5 protein-coding genes, 1 tRNA gene and 3 rRNA genes are annotated in these 19,201 nt (G+C 66.2%); 1 reads left to right on the top strand and 8 read right to left on the bottom strand.

Annotated features, from left to right (window positions below; genetic code table 11):
- Positions 1 to 50 precede the first annotated feature (50 nt).
- The 3 genes from QFZ74_RS23490 to QFZ74_RS23480 form a co-directional block, all read right to left on the bottom strand.
- Positions 51 to 2,774 (bottom strand): DNA translocase FtsK, encoded by a 2,724-nt coding sequence (locus QFZ74_RS23490; protein ID WP_307622786.1) that lies wholly within the window; start codon positions 2,772 to 2,774, stop codon positions 51 to 53.
- Between the two features lie 162 nt (positions 2,775 to 2,936).
- Positions 2,937 to 3,620 (bottom strand): two-component system response regulator, encoded by a 684-nt coding sequence (locus QFZ74_RS23485; RefSeq protein WP_307622785.1) that lies wholly within the window; start codon positions 3,618 to 3,620, stop codon positions 2,937 to 2,939.
- Between the two features lie 274 nt (positions 3,621 to 3,894).
- A complete protein-coding gene (locus QFZ74_RS23480; RefSeq protein WP_307622784.1) occupies positions 3,895 to 9,351 on the bottom strand; it encodes a HAMP domain-containing protein in 5,457 nt (1,818 codons plus the stop codon).
- Positions 9,352 to 9,800: 449 nt separating this feature from the next.
- Between QFZ74_RS23480 and QFZ74_RS23475 the strand changes: the two genes are divergently transcribed.
- The gene (locus tag QFZ74_RS23475; protein WP_307622783.1) at positions 9,801 to 12,557 is read left to right on the top strand and encodes a SpoIIE family protein phosphatase; all 2,757 of its coding nucleotides are present in this window, start codon (positions 9,801 to 9,803) and stop codon (positions 12,555 to 12,557) included.
- Between the two features lie 89 nt (positions 12,558 to 12,646).
- Here the strand turns inward: QFZ74_RS23475 and QFZ74_RS23470 are convergent.
- The 5 genes from QFZ74_RS23470 to QFZ74_RS23450 all read right to left on the bottom strand — a co-directional run bounded on the left by QFZ74_RS23470 (position 12,647) and on the right by QFZ74_RS23450 (position 18,738).
- Positions 12,647 to 12,719 (bottom strand) — tRNA-Thr (locus QFZ74_RS23470).
- A gap of 85 nt (positions 12,720 to 12,804) precedes the next feature.
- Positions 12,805 to 13,467: a DegT/DnrJ/EryC1/StrS family aminotransferase gene (locus QFZ74_RS23465; RefSeq protein ID WP_307624258.1), complete on the bottom strand. Its 663-nt coding sequence runs from the start codon at positions 13,465 to 13,467 to the stop codon at positions 12,805 to 12,807.
- A gap of 113 nt (positions 13,468 to 13,580) precedes the next feature.
- A 5S ribosomal RNA gene (rrf, locus tag QFZ74_RS23460) occupies positions 13,581 to 13,697 on the bottom strand.
- An 87-nt stretch (positions 13,698 to 13,784) separates the two neighbouring features.
- Positions 13,785 to 16,905 (bottom strand): 23S ribosomal RNA (locus tag QFZ74_RS23455).
- 308 nt (positions 16,906 to 17,213) lie between these two features.
- Positions 17,214 to 18,738: ribosomal RNA gene (locus tag QFZ74_RS23450) — 16S ribosomal RNA — on the bottom strand.
- Together the 16S, 23S and 5S rRNA genes form the textbook arrangement of a ribosomal RNA operon.
- Between the last annotated feature and the right edge of the window lie 463 nt (positions 18,739 to 19,201).

The following is a 19,201-nucleotide window of genomic DNA, read 5'->3' as shown; positions in this document are numbered from 1 at the left end:
CGACGATGCCGCCGTCCGGCCCAGGCGGGTGGCCCGGACGGCCCGCGTCCCTATCCTTCGGACTGCCCGCGGATCGCCGAGAGCACGCCGTCCAGGTCGTCGGGTTTCACGAGAACGTCACGCGCCTTGGACCCCTCGCTCGGGCCGACGATGCCCCGGGACTCCATGAGGTCCATGAGCCGTCCGGCCTTGGCGAAGCCGACGCGCAGCTTGCGCTGGAGCATCGAGGTCGAGCCGAACTGCGTGGAGACGACGAGTTCGGCCGCCTGGCACAGCAGGTCGAGGTCGTCGCCGATGTCCTCGTCGATCTCCTTCTTCTGCTTGCTGCCCACGGTGACGTCGTCCCGGAAGACGGGCGCCATCTGGTCCTTGCAGTGCTGTACGACGGCCGCGACCTCTTCCTCGGTCACGAACGCGCCCTGCATACGGGTCGGCTTGTTGGCGCCCATCGGCAGGAACAGCCCGTCGCCCTTGCCGATCAGCTTCTCGGCGCCCGGCTGGTCCAGGATGACGCGCGAGTCGGCGAGCGAGGAGGTGGCGAACGCGAGCCGCGAGGGCACGTTCGCCTTGATCAGACCGGTGACGACGTCCACCGAGGGGCGCTGTGTGGCCAGCACCAGGTGGATGCCGGCCGCGCGCGCGAGCTGCGTGATGCGCACGATCGCGTCCTCGACGTCGCGCGGCGCGACCATCATCAGGTCGGCGAGCTCGTCGACGATGACCAGCAGGTACGGGTAGGGCTGGAGTTCGCGCTCGCTGCCCTCGGGGGCCTTCACCTTGCCGCTGCGCACGGCCTGGTTGAAGTCGTCGATGTGCCGGTATCCGTACGCCGCGAGGTCGTCGTAGCGCAGGTCCATCTCGCGGACGACCCACTGGAGCGCCTCGGCGGCCCGCTTGGGGTTGGTGATGATCGGCGTGATCAGGTGCGGGATGCCCTCGTAGGCCGTCAGCTCGACGCGCTTGGGGTCGACGAGGACCATGCGTACGTCCTCGGGGGTGGCGCGCATCATGACCGACGTGATCAGACAGTTGATGCAGGACGACTTGCCGGAGCCGGTGGCGCCCGCGACGAGTATGTGCGGCATCTTCGCCAGCGAGTGCATGACGTAGCCGCCCTCGACGTCCTTGCCGAAGGCGACCAGCATCGGGTCGTCGTCCTCCGCGGACTCCGCGAGCCGCAGCACGTCGCCGAGGTTGACCATCTCCCGGTCGGTGTTGGGGATCTCGATGCCGACCGCCGACTTGCCGGGGATCGGGCTGATGATCCGCACGTCGGGGCTGGCGACGGCGTACGCGATGTTCTTGGTGAGCGCGGTGATCCGCTCGACCTTGACGGCGGGACCGAGCTCGACCTCGTAGCGCGTGACCGTCGGACCGCGCGTGAAGCCGGTGACGCGGGCGTCGACCTTGAACTCGGTGAAGACGGTGGTCAGCGAGGCGACGACGGCGTCGTTGGCGGCGCTGCGCGCCTTGCCGGGGCCCCCGCGCGTGAGCAGGTCGAGCGAGGGCAGCGAGTAGGTGATATCACCGGACAGCTGGAGCTGCTCCGCGCGCGCGGGCAGGTCGCGCGGGGCCGCGGGCGGGGCCTTGGTGAGGTCGGGGACGGCACCCTTGAGCTTCTCCTGCTGGGGGCGCGCGGCCGGGACGGGCGTGGGCGCCGGGGTCGGCGTCGTCTCCTCGCGGTCGCCCACGCTCACCCCCTGGGTGAGGTCGGCGACGAGCGGCGAGGGGGGCATGCCGTGCAGGACGGCGCCGTCGAGCGCGGCTGCGGCGGCCGCGGCGACGTCCACGGCGTCCAGCTGCCGTTCCATGTCGGGCTGCGCCACGGCGGAGCGCCGGGGGCGGCCGCGCCGCTTGGCGAGGGCCAACTGCTCGGCGCTCTCGGGGTCGTACGGCTGCCCGTCGTCCTGCCGCCCGCGACGGCTCGTGGGCAGCGCCTCGCGCCACTGCTGTTCGTACCGGGAGTCGTCCTCGGTGAAGTCGTCGCGCTCGGGGTCGTGCGCGACGCCGAGCCGCATGCCGAGCTCGCGCAGCCGGCGCGGGATGGCGTTGACCGGGGTGGCGGTCACGACGAGCAGGCCGAAGACCGTGAGGAGCACGAGCAGCGGTACGGCGAGCACGTTGGTGAGGGCGTACGTCAGCGGGGTCGCCACGCCCCAGCCGATGAGGCCGCCGGCGTCCCTTATCGCCTGCATGCCGTCGTCGCGGGCGGGCGAGCCGCAGGCGATGTGGACCTGGCCGAGCACGCCGATGACGAGCGCGGACAGGCCGATCACGATGCGGCCGTTGGCCTCGGGCCGCTCGGGGTGCCGGATGAAGCGCACGGCGATCACCGCGAGCAGTATCGGCACCAGCAGGTCGAGGCGGCCGAAGGCGCCGGTGACCAGGATCTCGACCAGGGAGCCGACGGGGCCGCGCAGGTCGGCCCAGGTGCCCGCCGCGATGATCAGGCCGATGCCGAGCAGCAGCAGCGCGAGGCCGTCCTTGCGGTGGGCCGGGTCGAGGTTCTTGGCGCCCTGCCCTATGCCGCGGAAGACGGCACCGACGGCGTGCGCGAGGCCGAGCCAGAGGGCGCGCGCGAGCCGGTAGACGCCCCCGGTGGGGCTCGGCGCCGGCTTGGGCGCCGGCCTCTTCGCCGCGGTCTTCCTGGCGGGCGCCTTCTTCGCGCTCTTCGCGGCCGTCTTCTTCGCGGCGGCCTTCTTCGCCGGAGCCTTCGCGGGAGCGGCCGCCTTCTTGGCGGGCGGCTTCTTGGCTGCGGAGGGACGTGAGGCCATAGGTGTGAGATTACCGGGGGAGACGCCTGCGGACACGTGTGCCCTCCCCCGAGTTCTCGTCTTCGCTCGAACAGGGGGCCGTTGAGGTTCACCCGATCGTGTTGCCCTTGCGGAGGCGCCGAACTGACGAGCGTTCAGGGGCAACTGCGGTCGTGGCCGGCGTCAGTTCTGCGTCGGCAGGGAGGGCGCTCCGCTGCCCGTACCCGGCTCCAGGGCGTCGAGCGCCCGGCGCAACCCGGTGAGTTTGCGTTCGAGATGGGCCGCCGTGGCGACCGCCGCCGCGTCGGCGGCGTCGTCGTCCAGTTGCTTGGACAGCGCCTCGGCCTGCTCCTCGACGGCCGCGAGCCGCGCGGAGAGTTCGGCCAGCAGGCCCGCCGACTCCTTGCCGGGGCCCTCGGCGCCCTTGTCGCCGCCCTCCAACTGGAGCCGCAGCAGCGCCGCCTGCTCCCGCAGCTGGCAGTTCTTCATGTACAGCTCGACGAAGACCGAGACCTTCGCGCGCAGCACCCACGGGTCGAACGGCTTGGAGATGTAGTCGACCGCGCCCGCCGCGTAACCCCGGAACGTGTGGTGCGGACCGTGGTTGATCGCGGTGAGGAAGATGATCGGGATGTCCCGGGTCCGCTCCCGCCGCTTGATGTGCGCCGCGGTCTCGAATCCGTCCATGCCCGGCATCTGGACATCCAGCAGAATGACCGCGAAGTCGTCCGTGAGCAGTGCTTTGAGCGCTTCCTCCCCGGACGATGCCCGCACCAGCGTCTGATCGAGCGCCGAGAGGATGGCCTCCAGCGCCAGCAGATTCTCCGGCCGGTCATCGACCAGGAGGATCTTGGCCTTCTGCACCATGGCCCGCCCTCCTCGCCCCGGCGGTACACCGGGCGCCGCCCCAGGGGACGACTCCCTTTCGCCGTCCGCCCTTGTGCCGGTCATCGTAGCCGCACCCTGCCTGCCGCCACACCCTGTCACCGGGATGTCACCGCGCACGGACGGGAAACGAGGCAGGGGTCCAGAACGTTCCCCGGATCCCGCACTTCTACACGGCTCCGGCACCGGTGAACCGGCGACTCCTCGTGAACGCCCCGTGTTCCCCCGGCGTTCACCTTGCCCCTGGTCATGCCACTCACTCCCCACTCATCCACTGCCGCATCACCGCCAGCAGGTGATCGGGATCGACCGGCTTCGTGACGTAGTCGGACGCCCCCGACTCGATCGCCTTCTCCCGGTCGCCCTTCATCGCCTTCGCGGTCAGCGCGATGATCGGCAGCCCGGCGAACTGCGGCATCCTGCGGATCGCCGTGGTCGTCGCGTATCCGTCCATCTCGGGCATCATGATGTCCATCAGGACGACCGCCGCGTCGTCGTGCTGCTCCAGCACCTCGATGCCCTCACGGCCGTTCTCGGCGTACAGCACGGACAGCCCGTGCTGCTCCAGGACGCTCGTGAGCGCGAAGACGTTGCGGATGTCGTCGTCCACGATGAGCACCTTCTCGCCGCCGAACCGCACGGCCCGCTGCGACTGCGGCGCGGTGGTCTCCTGCTCGGCGAGGACGGGCCACGACTCGCCCACCGGGGGGACACTGCTGCGCCGGCGCCGCCGGAAGAGGGCGGCGGGCCCGTTCTGCGCGTCCCGGTACGACTTCACCTCGGCCGGCGTCTCGACCTCCACGTCGGACAGCTCGGAGGCGTGGCTGTCGGAGACGACCAGCTCGCGGACCCCCAGCGGGGGCAGGGCCTGCTGGTAGCCCTGCGGCGGCAGTTCGCCCGGGTACAGCGGCAGGTACAGCGTGAACGTCGAGCCGCGGCCCGGCTCGCTCTGCGCGTGGATCTCGCCGCCGAGCAGCTGCGCGATCTCCCGCGAGATGGACAGCCCGAGGCCCGTACCGCCGTACTTGCGGCTGGTCGTGCCGTCCGCCTGCTTGAACGCCTCGAAGATGACGCGCATCTTGCTGTTCGCGATGCCGATCCCGGTGTCGGTCACCGAGAAGGCGATGAGCTCCGCGTCCGGGTCGGTCACCGAGCCGGACTCCAGGAGCTGCTCGCGGATGCCCATCGGCACGTTCGCGCCGGCGGGCCGGATCACCAGCTCCACCGACCCGGAGTCGGTGAACTTCACCGCGTTGGACAGCAGGTTGCGCAGCACCTGGAGCAGACGCTGCTCGTCGGTGTGCAGCGTGGCGGGCAGCTCCGGGGACACCCGTACGGACAGGTCCAGACCCTTCTCCGCGGTCAGCGGGCGGAAGGTGGCCTCCACGTAGTCGACGAGCTGGACGAGCGCGATACGCGTCGGGGAGACGTCCATCTTGCCCGCCTCGACCTTGGACAGGTCGAGGATGTCGTTGATCAGCTGGAGCAGGTCGGAGCCGGCGCCGTGGATGGTCTCGGCGAACTCGACCTGCTTGGGGGTGAGGTTGGCGTCCGCGTTGTCGGCGAGCAGCTTGGCCAGGATCAGCAGCGAGTTGAGCGGCGTACGCAGTTCGTGCGACATGTTGGCGAGGAACTCGCTCTTGTAGCGCATCGAGACCGCGAGCTGCTCGGCGCGCTCCTCCAGGACCTGCCGCGCCTCCTCGATCTCGGTGTTCTTGACCTCGATGTCACGGTTCTGCTGGGCCAGCAGCTCGGCCTTCTCCTCCAGTTCGGCGTTGGACGCCTGGAGGGCCTTCTGCCGGTTCTCCAACTCGGCCGAGCGCTCGCGCAGTTGCTCGGTCAGCTCCTGCGACTGCTTCAGCAGCACCTCCGTCTTGGTGTTGACGGAGATGGTGTTGACGCTGGTCGCGATCATCTCGGCGATCTGGTTGAGGAAGTCCCTCTGGATCTGCGTGAACGGCGTGAAGGACGCCAGCTCGATCACGCCGAGCACCGTGTTCTCGAACAGCACCGGCAGGACGATGACTTGCGCGGGCGGCGCCTCGCCGAGTCCGGAGGAGATCTTCAGGTAGCCGCTGGGCGCGTTCTCCACGAGGATCGTGCGCCGCTCCTTGGCTGCCGTGCCGATCAGCGCCTCACCGGGCTGGAACGACGTCGGCATGGAGCCCATCGAGTAGCCGTACGAGCCGAGCATGCGCAGCTCGTACGCGTCCTCGTTCTCGGGGTTCATGTCCTTGCCGTCGACGAGCGGCATCGCCAGGAAGAACGCGCCGTGCTGCGCGGAGACCACCGGCGTCAGCTCGCTCATGATGAGCGAGGCCACGTCCTCCAGGTCGCGCCGGCCCTGCATCAGCGCGGAGATACGGGCGAGGTTGCCCTTGAGCCAGTCCTGCTCCTTGTTGGCGATGGTGGTGTCGCGCAGGTTGGCGATCATCTTGTTGATGTAGTCCTGGAGTTCCTGGATCTCGCCGGACGCGTCGACGTCGATCTTCAGGTTCAGGTCGCCGCGGGTCACCGCGGTCGCCACGCGCGCGATGGCACGCACCTGCCGGGTGAGGTTCCCGGCCATCTCGTTCACGGACTCGGTGAGGTCGCGCCAGGTGCCATCCACGTCACGCACGCGTGCCTGACCGCCGAGCTGCCCCTCGGTGCCCACCTCGCGGGCCACGCGGGTGACTTCCTCGGCGAAGCTGGACAGCTGATCAACCATCGTGTTGATCGTCGTCTTCAGCTCAAGGATCTCGCCGCGGGCGTCAATGTCGATCTTCTTGGTCAAGTCACCCTTGGCGATGGCCGTGGTGACCATGGCGATGTTGCGCACCTGGCCGGTCAGGTTGGACGCCATCTGGTTCACGGACTCGGTGAGGTCCTTCCACGTACCGGCCACACCCGGTACGTGCGCCTGACCGCCGAGGATGCCGTCCGTGCCCACCTCACGGGCCACCTTGGTGACCTGGTCGGCAAACGAACTCAGCGTCTTCACCATGGTGTTGATGGTGTCGGCGAGCTGGGCCACCTCACCGCTCGCCTCGATGGTCACCTGCCGCGTCAGGTCACCGTTGGCGACCGCCGCCGAGACCTGGGAGATGTTGCGCACCTGCATGGTCAGGTTGTTGGCCATCAGGTTCACGTTGTTGCTGAGGTCCTTCCAGATGCCCGTGACCCCCGGCACGTGCGCCTGGCCGCCCAGAATGCCCTCGGTGCCCACCTCACGGGCCACGCGGGTCACCTGCTCGGCGAAGGACGACAGTTGATCAACCATGGTGTTGACCGTCGTGACGAGTTCGAGGATCTCGCCCTTCGCGTCAACAGTGATCTTCTTGGACAGGTCGCCCTTGGCGACCGCGGTCGTGACCTCGGCGATGTTGCGCACCTGGATGGTCAGGTTGTTCGCCATGAAGTTCACGGACTGGGTGAGGTCCTTCCAGGTGCCCGCGACTCCCTGGACCTCGGCCTGGCCGCCGAGGATGCCCTCGGTGCCCACCTCGCGCGCGACGCGGGTGACCTCCTGGGCGAACGACGACAGCTGGTCCACCATCGTGTTCAGGGTGTTCTTCAGCTCCTGGATCTCGCCGCGCGCGTCCACGGTGATCTTCTGGGAGAGGTCACCGCGGGCCACCGCGGTGGCGACCTGCGCGATGTTGCGCACCTGGGCCGTGAGGTTGCCGGCCATGCCGTTCACGGAGTCGGTCAGGTCCCGCCACACTCCGGCGACGCCGGGCACCTGCGCCTGACCGCCGAGGCGGCCCTCCGTGCCCACCTCCCGGGCCACCTTGGTCACCTGATCGGCGAAGGCGGAGAGCTGGTCGACCATCGTGTTGATGGTGTTCTTCAGCTCGAGGATCTCGCCGCGCGCGTCGACCTCGATCTTCTGCGACAGGTCACCCCGGGCCACCGCGGTGGTCACCTGGGCGATACCGCGCACCTGGGCCGTGAGGTTGCCGGCCATCGTGTTGACGGAGTCCGTGAGTTCCTTCCACGTACCCGAGACGCCGTCCACGCGCGCCTGTCCGCCGAGGCGGCCCTCGGTGCCCACCTCACGCGCCATGCGCGTCACCTGGTCCGCGAACGACGACAGTTGGTCCACCATCGTGTTCACGGTCTTCTTCAGCTTGAGCATCTCGCCGGAGACGTCGACCGTGACCTTCTGCGAGAGGTCACCGTTGGCCACCGCCGTCGTCACCTGGGCGATGTTGCGCACCTGTCCGGTGAGGTTGCGGAACGCGGTGTTGACGGAGTCGGTCAGGTCCTTCCAGGTACCGGCGGCGCCCGGCACCTGCGCCTGGCCGCCCAGTTCACCCTCGACCCCGACCTCCCGGGCCACCCTCGTGACCTCGGCACCGAACGCGGACAGTTGATCAACCATCCCGTTGACGGTGTTCTTCAGCTCCAGCATCTCGCCGGCCACGTCGACGGTGACCTTCTGCGAGAGGTCACCGTTGGCCACGGCCGTCGTCACGGCGGCGATGTCGCGCACCTGTGTGGTCAGATTCCGGAAAACCGTGTTCACCGAATCCGTCAGGTCTTTCCACGTGCCCGCGGCGCCCGGCACGTTGGCCTGACCGCCCAGCCGGCCCTCGGCGCCGACCTCGTTGGCCACGCGAGTGACCTCGTCGGCGAAGATCCGCAGGGTCTCCGTCATCTGGTTGATCGTCTCGGCGAGCTGGGCGACCTCCCCGCGCGCGGGGACGGTCACCTTCTGCGAGAGGTCACCGTTGGCGACGGCCGTGGTCACCTGTGAGATACCGCGCACCTGCGCGGTCAGGTTGCCCGCCATCGTGTTGACGGAGTCGGTGAGCTCCTTCCACACGCCGGCGACCCCGGGCACCTGCGCCTGGCCGCCCAGAATGCCCTCGGTGCCCACCTCCCGTGCGACGCGCGTCACCTCGGAGGAGAACGAGGACAGCTGCTCCACCATCGTGTTGACGGTGTTCTTCAGCTCCAGCATCTCGCCGGCCACATGCACGGTGACCTTGCGGGACAGATCACCCCGGGCCACCGCGGTGGTCACCAGCGCGATGTCCCGCACCTGCGCGGTGAGCCGGTTCGCCATCGTGTTGACGGACTCCGTGAGGTCCTTCCACGAACCGGACATACCGCGCACGCGTGCCTGGCCGCCCAGCTTGCCCTCGGTGCCCACCTCGCTGGCCACGCGCGTGACCTCGTCGGTGAACGTCGACAGCTGGTCGACCAGGTTGTTGACGGTCCGCCCGACCCGCAGGAACTCGCCGCGCAGCGGATGCCCGGTCCCGTCCGGCGCGTGCGTGCGCAGCTCCATGCGCGGCGACAGGTCGCCCTCGGCCACCGCGGTCAGTACCCGGCCGACCTCGGAGACGGGACGTACGAGATCGTCGACGAGCGCGTTGGAGGCCTCGATGGCGGTCGCCCAGGAGCCCTCGCAGGCGCCCGTCTCCAGCCGTTCCGTGAGCTTCCCCTCACGTCCGACCATGCGCCGCACCCGGGACAGCTCGCCCGTCAGGTGCAGATTGCGGTCCGCCACCTCGTTGAAGACCGCGGCGATCTCCGACATCACGCCGTCGCCGGAGACCGTGAGCCGTTTACGGAAGTTCCCGTCGCGCATCGACACGAGCGCCGAAAGCAGTCGGTTCAGGGCAGCCGTATCCACCTCGGTGGTCCCTTGGCGTTGCTTGCGCGGGGACTGTCCGCCTTTCGCGCGCGTCTTCGTGCCACGCGTCGCTGCGCCAGACTCCACTGTGTCCCTCCCGCAGGGGTCGACCGTCATGCTGTGTTCGGGTTCTTCGCTCGGCGTGCCTGTCTCGCCGGCATACCGGTTACTGCTGACTCCGGCGTACGTACCGGTTACTGCTGACTCCGGCGTACGTACCGGATACTGCTGCCTCCGCGCGCCGAATGTGATCCGGCCACACCAGGGGCTGCTGCCCGCTGTACACGGAACACACTCAGCCTGCCCAGACCTTCACCAGAAGCCTGCCCAGTGTTTCACCCCTGCCGAACCAGGCCATAACAGTTCGGCAGCTTCACACATCGTCCGCACACGCCGGGGGCGTAAACACTGCGGACCGGCATCCGCTCGGACCGCGAAGGTAAGTAACCTTGCATGCGGCTGTCCAGCCGCACCGGTCCGTCCGGCCTGGACGGTGGCACCAGCACGAGCGGGCATCGGAGGGGCGGCCGCAGACCATGACCACCGGACTGATCCCCGGGGGACCACCCCCGGAGCCACGGCCCACGGGCTCGCAGATGCCGCAGCAGCGGTGCGACCAGGCCGGTCCCGGAGCCCCGCACGTCGACGACCGGTCGAGGAGTTCAGTGATCACCGCGCGCGCGGCCGCCAGCTTCGAGCCCGTCGGGCGGTCGGTGGCGACCGCCCGCTCCTTCGTCCGCGACACGCTTCAGGGCTGGGGTGCCGCCGACGTGGTCGACGACGCGGTCGTCCTCACGAGTGAGCTGGTGACCAACGCGGTGGTGCACGCGGGCACCCACGCCGACGTGCTGTGCCTGCACACCGACGACGGCGTACGCATCGAGGTCGCCGACCGCTATCCGGAGCGCGAGGTGCCGCTCCAGGGCTCCGTCGTCAACATGGGCAGCCCCGACCGCGAGGGTGGCCGCGGCCTCCAGCTCTGCGCGGCGCTCGCCGACCGCTGGGGCGTGGAGTACTCGCCCACCCAAAAGACCGTCTGGTTCCAACTCGACCTGCCCGAGCGTCCGGTCGGCACCCGCACCGCAGGCCCGTCGCTGCCCGCCGAGTTGCTGCCGATGGCCGACGGCCGGGTCCGCGTCGCGGTCGTGCAGATCGACCGTAAGGGTGCCATCTCGGCCTGGAACGAGGACGCCGAGGAACTCTTCGGCTACCCCGCCGACCAGGCCACCGGCCGCCCCCTGACCGAACTCGCGGCCTGGCCGCACACGCCCGGCACCAGCACCGGCATCGCGGAGGCGCTCCAGCTGTCCCGCTGGGAGGGCAGTTACGGCATCCGTGGCGCCGACGGCCGGGTGACCCCGGTGTACGCCTCCCACCTCCGCGTCCGCGATACGGGCGGCGAGCCCTCCACGGTCTGCCTCCTGGTCCGGGACCACGAACGAGCCGTCCTGCAGACGCCGTTGCGCCTGCCGGCCTCCGACTCGCCGCCGTCCGTGGACGGCCAGAGCAGCGACCCGTTCGAGGTCTTCATCGGCTCCCCGGCCCCCGACGACCTCGACGGCCTGCTGCAGCGCACGGTCGAGCGCGCCCGCGACATGCTCGACGCCGACGCCGCCTTCCTGCTGCTGGCGACCGACGACGAGACCGAGCTGGAGGTCCGCGCCTCCACCGGCCTGCCCTCGGCCCGCCAGCGCTTCGCCCGCGTCCCCGTCGAGGCCGGCCCCGGCCGCTACGGCTCGGCGCGCATGCCGGCCGTGCACGACGACCTGACGGCCGTCCCGGGCGCCGTACCGCTGCTGAGCGGCACGGGCATGCGCTCGGTGGTCACGGTCCCCCTGAAGGTAGAAGGACGCCTCACGGGCTCTCTGGGCGTCGCCGCCGAGTCGCCCGGCCGGTACTCCAACGAGGAGGCCCTGCGCCTCCAGTTCGCCGCCGACCGCATCGCCCTCGCCGTCGAATCGGCCCGCCTGGGCGAACTCGAACGCCTGCGTCGCGGCTCGCTCAGCTTCCTGGTCGAGGCCTCCGACCTCCTCGCCGGCACCCTCGACCGCGACCAGACCCTGGCCCTGATGGCCCAGATGACGATCCCCAGCCTCGCCACCTGGTGCGCGGTCTACACGATCGCCGACCAGGCCTCGGAACCGTATCTGTCGTACGTCCTGCACGAGGACGAGGAACTCATCGACGGCATCAAGTCGTTGCTGTCGAAGATCCCGCCGCCGGACCCGGTACCCACGCCGGGCGCCCGCGTGTGGACGGTCCCCGCCGACGTGGCCCACCAGGCGGCGCTGCGCACCTCCATGCGCAGCCTGGGCCTCACCGGCGGCCCCGCCCACCAGATCGCCTCGGGCATCGGCCCGACCCTCGCCACGGCCTCCGCGGTCGGCGGCGAGACGGTCGTCCTGCCGCTGGTGGCCCGCAACCGCGTCATCGGCATGCTCACCCTCGGCAAGCCGACCGACGAGCACTTCCGCCAGGAAATCCTGGAATTGGCCGAGGACTTGTCCCGCCGGGCCGCCCTGGCCCTGGACAACGCCCGCCTGTACTCGGAGCGCACGGCCATCAGCCAGTCCCTCCAGCGCAGCCTCCTGCCGCCGGGCCTGCCGCAGATCGAGGGCGTCGAGGTCGAGGTCATCTACCGCGCGGCCGGCGAGGGCAACGAGGTCGGCGGTGACTTCTACGACCTCTTCCCGATCAGCGACGGCGCCTACGGCTTCGCCATCGGCGACGTGTGCGGTACGGGCCCGAACGCGGCGGCGGTGACCGGCCTCGCGCGGCACGCGCTGCGCCTGCTGGCCCGCGAGGGTCTCAGCGGCCCCGCCGTCCTGGAGCGACTCAACTCGGCCATCCTCGACGAGGGCGCCCGCAGCCGCTTCCTGACGCTGCTGTACGGCGAGATGCGCCCGCAGGAGGACGGCAGCGCCGAGCTGAAGGTGGTCTGCGCCGGCCATCCCCTCCCGCTGCGCCTGCGCCAGGACGGCACGGTGGAGCCCGCGGCCGAACCCCAGCCGCTCCTCGGCGTCATCGAGGACCTGGAGCTGTACGAGCAGACGGTCACCCTCGACCCAGGCGACGTCCTGCTCTGCGTCACCGACGGCGTCACCGAACGCCGCGAGGGCGCCCGCATGCTGGGCGACGACGGCCTCGCCGACGTTCTGACGACCTGCACGGGCCTGACGGCCGGCGCGGTCGCGGCCCGCATCATGCGAGCGGTGGAACGCTTCGCCTCGGACGCCCCGTCCGACGACATGGCGATCCTCGCGATGCGGGTGCCTGGGTTGCACAAGGATTAAAGGGTCAGGGGTGGGGGGGCGACCCTCGCCCCCTCCCGCCCCCGGGTACGCAAAAGGCCTCACCCGAATCGGGTGAGGCCTTTTAGCGGAGCCCCCAAACGGAATCGAACCGTTGACCTTCTCCTTACCATGGAGACGCTCTGCCGACTGAGCTATGGGGGCCAGTTGCTTTTCCGAGGTTTCCCTCGCGGCAACAAGAAGATCGTACCCTGAACAGGCGCGACTTCCCAAATCCGTTCGGCGCCGATCAGAAGGCGGGCTGAAGCAGTCCCCCGAGGGCGTTGCAGGCCGACACCATGCGCTGCATCTCCCGCTTCGTCAGGGGGGCGTCCACGGGCAGCGCGAGCGTCTCGTCGGCGGCCCGCTCGGTCTCCGGCAGGGACACGAAGCGCCGGAACTCCGGCAGCCGGTGCACCGGTGTCCTTACCGGCACCCGGCACTCAACTCCCTTGGCCCGTACGGAACGCGCGAAGGCGTCCCGGTCCGGCCGGCCGTTCCCCGGCACACGGACGACGTACTGCTGGAAGGTGTGCCCGTCACCGCTGTCAGGCGTGCGTACGCCCCTCAACTTGGCGTCGAGATAGGCGGCACGCTCACGCCGCTGTGCGATCTCGTCGTACGGCGCCTCGGACTCCCCGTGTTCGAGCACGAGCAGCCCGCGCCGCTGTCCGACCCCGAGCAACTGCTCGACGTCCGCCCGCCGTCCGAAGCGATGGACGACAACGACGGCCGCGGTACGGGAAGTTACGGCCGCCTCGACCGCGGACGGGTTGAGACAGTACGTCGCCGGGTCTATGTCGGCGAAGACCGGGAGCGCCCCGGTCCGCGCCACCGCCTGGGCGACCTCCACGTTCCCGAAGGCCGGCACGACGACCTGGTCACCGGATCCGATGCCGGCGGCGCTGAGCATTGCAGCAGTACCCATGCCGTGCATGCTCGTTGCGTCACGTGAACTCCAAGTGACGGAAAACAAAAAAGGGTTGGTCCCTGAACCGAAGTCCAGGGACCAACCCTTCAAAATTTGTTCGGCGGCGTCCTACTCTCCCACAGGGTCCCCCCTGCAGTACCATCGGCGCTGTGAGGCTTAGCTTCCGGGTTCGGAATGTAACCGGGCGTTTCCCTCACGCTATGACCACCGAAACACTATGAAACTGACAACCAGACCACGCTCTGTGAAACGTGGGGCTGTTCGTGGTTTCAGAACCAACACAGTGGACGCGAGCAACTGAGGACAAGCCCTCGGCCTATTAGTACCAGTCAACTCCACCCGTTACCGGGCTTCCATATCTGGCCTATCAACCCAGTCGTCTACTGGGAGCCTTACCCTCTCAAGGAGGTGGGAATACTCATCTCGAAGCAGGCTTCCCGCTTAGATGCTTTCAGCGGTTATCCCTCCCGAACGTAGCCAACCAGCCATGCCCTTGGCAGGACAACTGGCACACCAGAGGTTCGTCCGTCCCGGTCCTCTCGTACTAGGGACAGCCCTTCTCAATATTCCTACGCGCACAGCGGATAGGGACCGAACTGTCTCACGACGTTCTAAACCCAGCTCGCGTACCGCTTTAATGGGCGAACAGCCCAACCCTTGGGACCGACTCCAGCCCCAGGATGCGACGAGCCGACATCGAGGTGCCAAACCATCCCGTCGATATGGACTCTTGGGGAAGATCAGCCTGTTATCCCCGGGGTACCTTTTATCCGTTGAGCGACGGCGCTTCCACAAGCCACCGCCGGATCACTAGTCCCGACTTTCGTCCCTGCTCGACCCGTCGGTCTCACAGTCAAGCTCCCTTGTGCACTTACACTCAACACCTGATTACCAACCAGGCTGAGGGAACCTTTGGGCGCCTCCGTTACTCTTTAGGAGGCAACCGCCCCAGTTAAACTACCCATCAGACACTGTCCCTGATCCGGATCACGGACCCAGGTTAGACATCCAGCACGACCAGACTGGTATTTCAACGACGACTCCCACGACACTGGCGTGCCGTGCTCAAAGTCTCCCAGCTATCCTACACAAGCCGAACCGAACACCAATATCAAACTGTAGTAAAGGTCCCGGGGTCTTTCCGTCCTGCTGCGCGAAACGAGCATCTTTACTCGTAGTGCAATTTCACCGGGCCTATGGTTGAGACAGTCGAGAAGTCGTTACGCCATTCGTGCAGGTCGGAACTTACCCGACAAGGAATTTCGCTACCTTAGGATGGTTATAGTTACCACCGCCGTTTACTGGCGCTTAAGTTCTCAGCTTCGCCACACCGAAATGTGACTAACCGGTCCCCTTAACGTTCCAGCACCGGGCAGGCGTCAGTCCGTATACATCGCCTTACGGCTTCGCACGGACCTGTGTTTTTAGTAAACAGTCGCTTCTCGCTGGTCTCTGCGGCCACCCCCAGCTCGAGCAGCAAGTGCTCTCACCAGTGATGGCCCCCCTTCTCCCGAAGTTACGGGGGCATTTTGCCGAGTTCCTTAACCATAGTTCACCCGAACGCCTCGGTATTCTCTACCTGACCACCTGAGTCGGTTTAGGGTACGGGCCGCCATGAAACTCGCTAGAGGCTTTTCTCGACAGCATAGGATCATCCACTTCGCCACAATCGGCTCGGCATCAGGTCTCAGACTCATGGTGTGCGGATTTGCCTACACACCGTCCTACACCCTTACCCCGGGACTACCATCGCCCGGGATGGACTACCTTCCTGCGTCACCCCATCACTCACCTACTAACCGCTTGGGCCGGCGGCTCCACCACTTTCCTTTCCCCGAAGGGTCCGGAACGGCTTCACGGCCTTAGCATCACGATGCTCGATGTTTGACGCTTCACAGCGGGTACCGGAATATCAACCGGTTATCCATCGACTACGCCTGTCGGCCTCGCCTTAGGTCCCGACTTACCCTGGGCAGATCAGCTTGACCCAGGAACCCTTAGTCAATCGGCGCACACGTTTCTCACGTGTGTATCGCTACTCATGCCTGCATTCTCACTCGTGAACCGTCCACAACTCGCTTCCGCGGCTGCTTCACCCGGCACACGACGCTCCCCTACCCATCCATACACCCGTTGGGGCTTATTGTATGAATGACACGACTTCGGCGGTACGCTTGAGCCCCGCTACATTGTCGGCGCGGAATCACTAGACCAGTGAGCTATTACGCACTCTTTCAAGGGTGGCTGCTTCTAAGCCAACCTCCTGGTTGTCTGTGCGACTCCACATCCTTTCCCACTTAGCGTACGCTTAGGGGCCTTAGTCGATGCTCTGGGCTGTTTCCCTCTCGACCATGGAGCTTATCCCCCACAGTCTCACTGCCGTGCTCTCACTTACCGGCATTCGGAGTTTGGCTAAGGTCAGTAACCCGGTAGGGCCCATCGCCTATCCAGTGCTCTACCTCCGGCAAGAAACACACGACGCTGCACCTAAATGCATTTCGGGGAGAACCAGCTATCACGGAGTTTGATTGGCCTTTCACCCCTAACCACAGGTCATCCCCCAGGTTTTCAACCCTGGTGGGTTCGGTCCTCCACGAAGTCTTACCTCCGCTTCAACCTGCCCATGGCTAGATCACTCCGCTTCGGGTCTTGAGCGTGCTACTGCATCGCCCTGTTCGGACTCGCTTTCGCTACGGCTTCCCCACACGGGTTAACCTCGCAACACACCGCAAACTCGCAGGCTCATTCTTCAAAAGGCACGCAGTCACGAGAACAAGGCAAGCCTTGCTCCGACGCTCCCACGGCTTGTAGGCACACGGTTTCAGGTACTATTTCACTCCGCTCCCGCGGTACTTTTCACCATTCCCTCACGGTACTATCCGCTATCGGTCACCAGGGAATATTTAGGCTTAGCGGGTGGTCCCGCCAGATTCACACGGGATTTCTCGGGCCCCGTGCTACTTGGGTGTCTCTCAAACGAGCCGCTGACGTTTCGACTACGGGGGTCTTACCCTCTACGCCGGACCTTTCGCATGTCCTTCGTCTACATCAACGGTTTCTGACTCGTCCTGTCGCCGGCAGACGACAGAAGAGAGATCCCACAACCCCCACGACGCAACCCCTGCCGGGTCTCACACGTCGTAGGTTTGGCCTCATCCGGTTTCGCTCGCCACTACTCCCGGAATCACGGTTGTTTTCTCTTCCTGCGGGTACTGAGATGTTTCACTTCCCCGCGTTCCCTCCACACTGCCTATGTGTTCAGCAGCGGGTGACAGCCCATGACGACTGCCGGGTTTCCCCATTCGGAAACCCCCGGATCAAAGCCTGGTTGACGGCTCCCCGGGGACTATCGTGGCCTCCCACGTCCTTCATCGGTTCCTGGTACCAAGGCATCCACCGTGCGCCCTTAAAAACTTGGCCACAGATGCTCGCGTCCACTGTGCAGTTCTCAAACAACGACCAGCCACCCATCACCCCACCAGACAAACCGGTGAGTGCACTGGGGCCGGCGACTGAGGAGAAGATCATTCCCTCAGACACCCAACAGCGTGCCCGGCCAAGCCCCCGTCCGAAGATCATGCGTTCCACACTCTTGCGAGCAGTACTGGCAGCCTCCGACCCAGGGTCCCGGCCGAATAGTCAACGTTCCACCCATGAGCAACCAGCATCAGACGTTCGCTGATGATCTGGCCTCTGACCGGGCAAGCCCGGTAAGAAGTGCTCCTTAGAAAGGAGGTGATCCAGCCGCACCTTCCGGTACGGCTACCTTGTTACGACTTCGTCCCAATCGCCAGTCCCACCTTCGACAGCTCCCTCCCACAAGGGGTTGGGCCACCGGCTTCGGGTGTTACCGACTTTCGTGACGTGACGGGCGGTGTGTACAAGGCCCGGGAACGTATTCACCGCAGCAATGCTGATCTGCGATTACTAGCGACTCCGACTTCATGGGGTCGAGTTGCAGACCCCAATCCGAACTGAGACCGGCTTTTTGAGATTCGCTCCACCTCACGGTATCGCAGCTCATTGTACCGGCCATTGTAGCACGTGTGCAGCCCAAGACATAAGGGGCATGATGACTTGACGTCGTCCCCACCTTCCTCCGAGTTGACCCCGGCGGTCTCCCGTGAGTCCCCAGCACCACAAGGGCCTGCTGGCAACACGGGACAAGGGTTGCGCTCGTTGCGGGACTTAACCCAACATCTCACGACACGAGCTGACGACAGCCATGCACCACCTGTACACCGACCACAAGGGGGGCACTATCTCTAGTGCTTTCCGGTGTATGTCAAGCCTTGGTAAGGTTCTTCGCGTTGCGTCGAATTAAGCCACATGCTCCGCCGCTTGTGCGGGCCCCCGTCAATTCCTTTGAGTTTTAGCCTTGCGGCCGTACTCCCCAGGCGGGGAACTTAATGCGTTAGCTGCGGCACCGACGACGTGGAATGTCGCCAACACCTAGTTCCCACCGTTTACGGCGTGGACTACCAGGGTATCTAATCCTGTTCGCTCCCCACGCTTTCGCTCCTCAGCGTCAGTAATGGCCCAGAGATCCGCCTTCGCCACCGGTGTTCCTCCTGATATCTGCGCATTTCACCGCTACACCAGGAATTCCGATCTCCCCTACCACACTCTAGCTAGCCCGTATCGACTGCAGACTCGGAGTTAAGCCCCGAGCTTTCACAATCGACGTGACAAGCCGCCTACGAGCTCTTTACGCCCAATAATTCCGGACAACGCTTGCGCCCTACGTATTACCGCGGCTGCTGGCACGTAGTTAGCCGGCGCTTCTTCTGCAGGTACCGTCACTTTCGCTTCTTCCCTGCTGAAAGAGGTTTACAACCCGAAGGCCGTCATCCCTCACGCGGCGTCGCTGCATCAGGCTTTCGCCCATTGTGCAATATTCCCCACTGCTGCCTCCCGTAGGAGTCTGGGCCGTGTCTCAGTCCCAGTGTGGCCGGTCGCCCTCTCAGGCCGGCTACCCGTCGTCGCCTTGGTGAGCCATTACCTCACCAACAAGCTGATAGGCCGCGGGCTCATCCTTCACCGCCGGAGCTTTTAACCGCAGATCATGCGATCCGCAGTGTTATCCGGTATTAGACCCCGTTTCCAGGGCTTGTCCCAGAGTGAAGGGCAGATTGCCCACGTGTTACTCACCCGTTCGCCACTAATCCACCCCGAAGGGCTTCATCGTTCGACTTGCATGTGTTAAGCACGCCGCCAGCGTTCGTCCTGAGCCAGGATCAAACTCTCCGTGAATGTTTTCCCGTAATCGGGATGAACACCACGAGAGCGGTGCGAGAGGAGGAATAGTCCCCTCGCACACAGCGTCCTCGCTGTGTTATTTCAAAGGAACCTCGCCCCAGCTGTTGCTGGAGACGGGGTATCAACATATCTGGCGTTGACTTTTGGCACGCTGTTGAGTTCTCAAGGAACGGTCGCTTCCTTTGTACTCACCCTCTCGGGCTTTCCTCCGGGCGCTTCCCTTCGGTCTTGCGTTTCCGACTCTATCAGATCCTTTTCGGTGCCTGACCCCCAGTCAGCGGGGTTTGTCTTCCCGGCCCTGCAGCCGTTCCGACGTCCCAAACATTAGCGGATCTTCCCGGCAGCTCCTAATCGGGCTGCCGCACTCCGAGGCGAAATGGATTCGGGCATATGACATGCCGAAAACATCTCGTTCGGGAGATCGTGCTCGTGGTTGGGTGCCGCATCCGCGGCAGAG

Origin of the sequence: Streptomyces sp. V3I7 (assembly GCF_030817495.1) — a bacterium.
Taxonomy (GTDB): domain Bacteria; phylum Actinomycetota; class Actinomycetes; order Streptomycetales; family Streptomycetaceae; genus Streptomyces.
This window is presented reverse-complemented; position numbering and strand designations above follow the sequence as displayed.

Bases quoted from the DNA above. Each gene is read 5' to 3' on its own strand.
- QFZ74_RS23475 (WP_307622783.1), top strand. From the start codon at position 9,801: ATGACCACCGGACTGATCCCCGGGGGACCACCCCCGGAGCCACGGCCC.
- QFZ74_RS23490 (WP_307622786.1), bottom strand. From the start codon at position 2,774: ATGGCCTCACGTCCCTCCGCAGCCAAGAAGCCGCCCGCCAAGAAGGCG.
- QFZ74_RS23465 (WP_307624258.1), bottom strand. From the start codon at position 13,467: ATGCTCAGCGCCGCCGGCATCGGATCCGGTGACCAGGTCGTCGTGCCG.
- QFZ74_RS23485 (WP_307622785.1), bottom strand. From the start codon at position 3,620: ATGGTGCAGAAGGCCAAGATCCTCCTGGTCGATGACCGGCCGGAGAAT.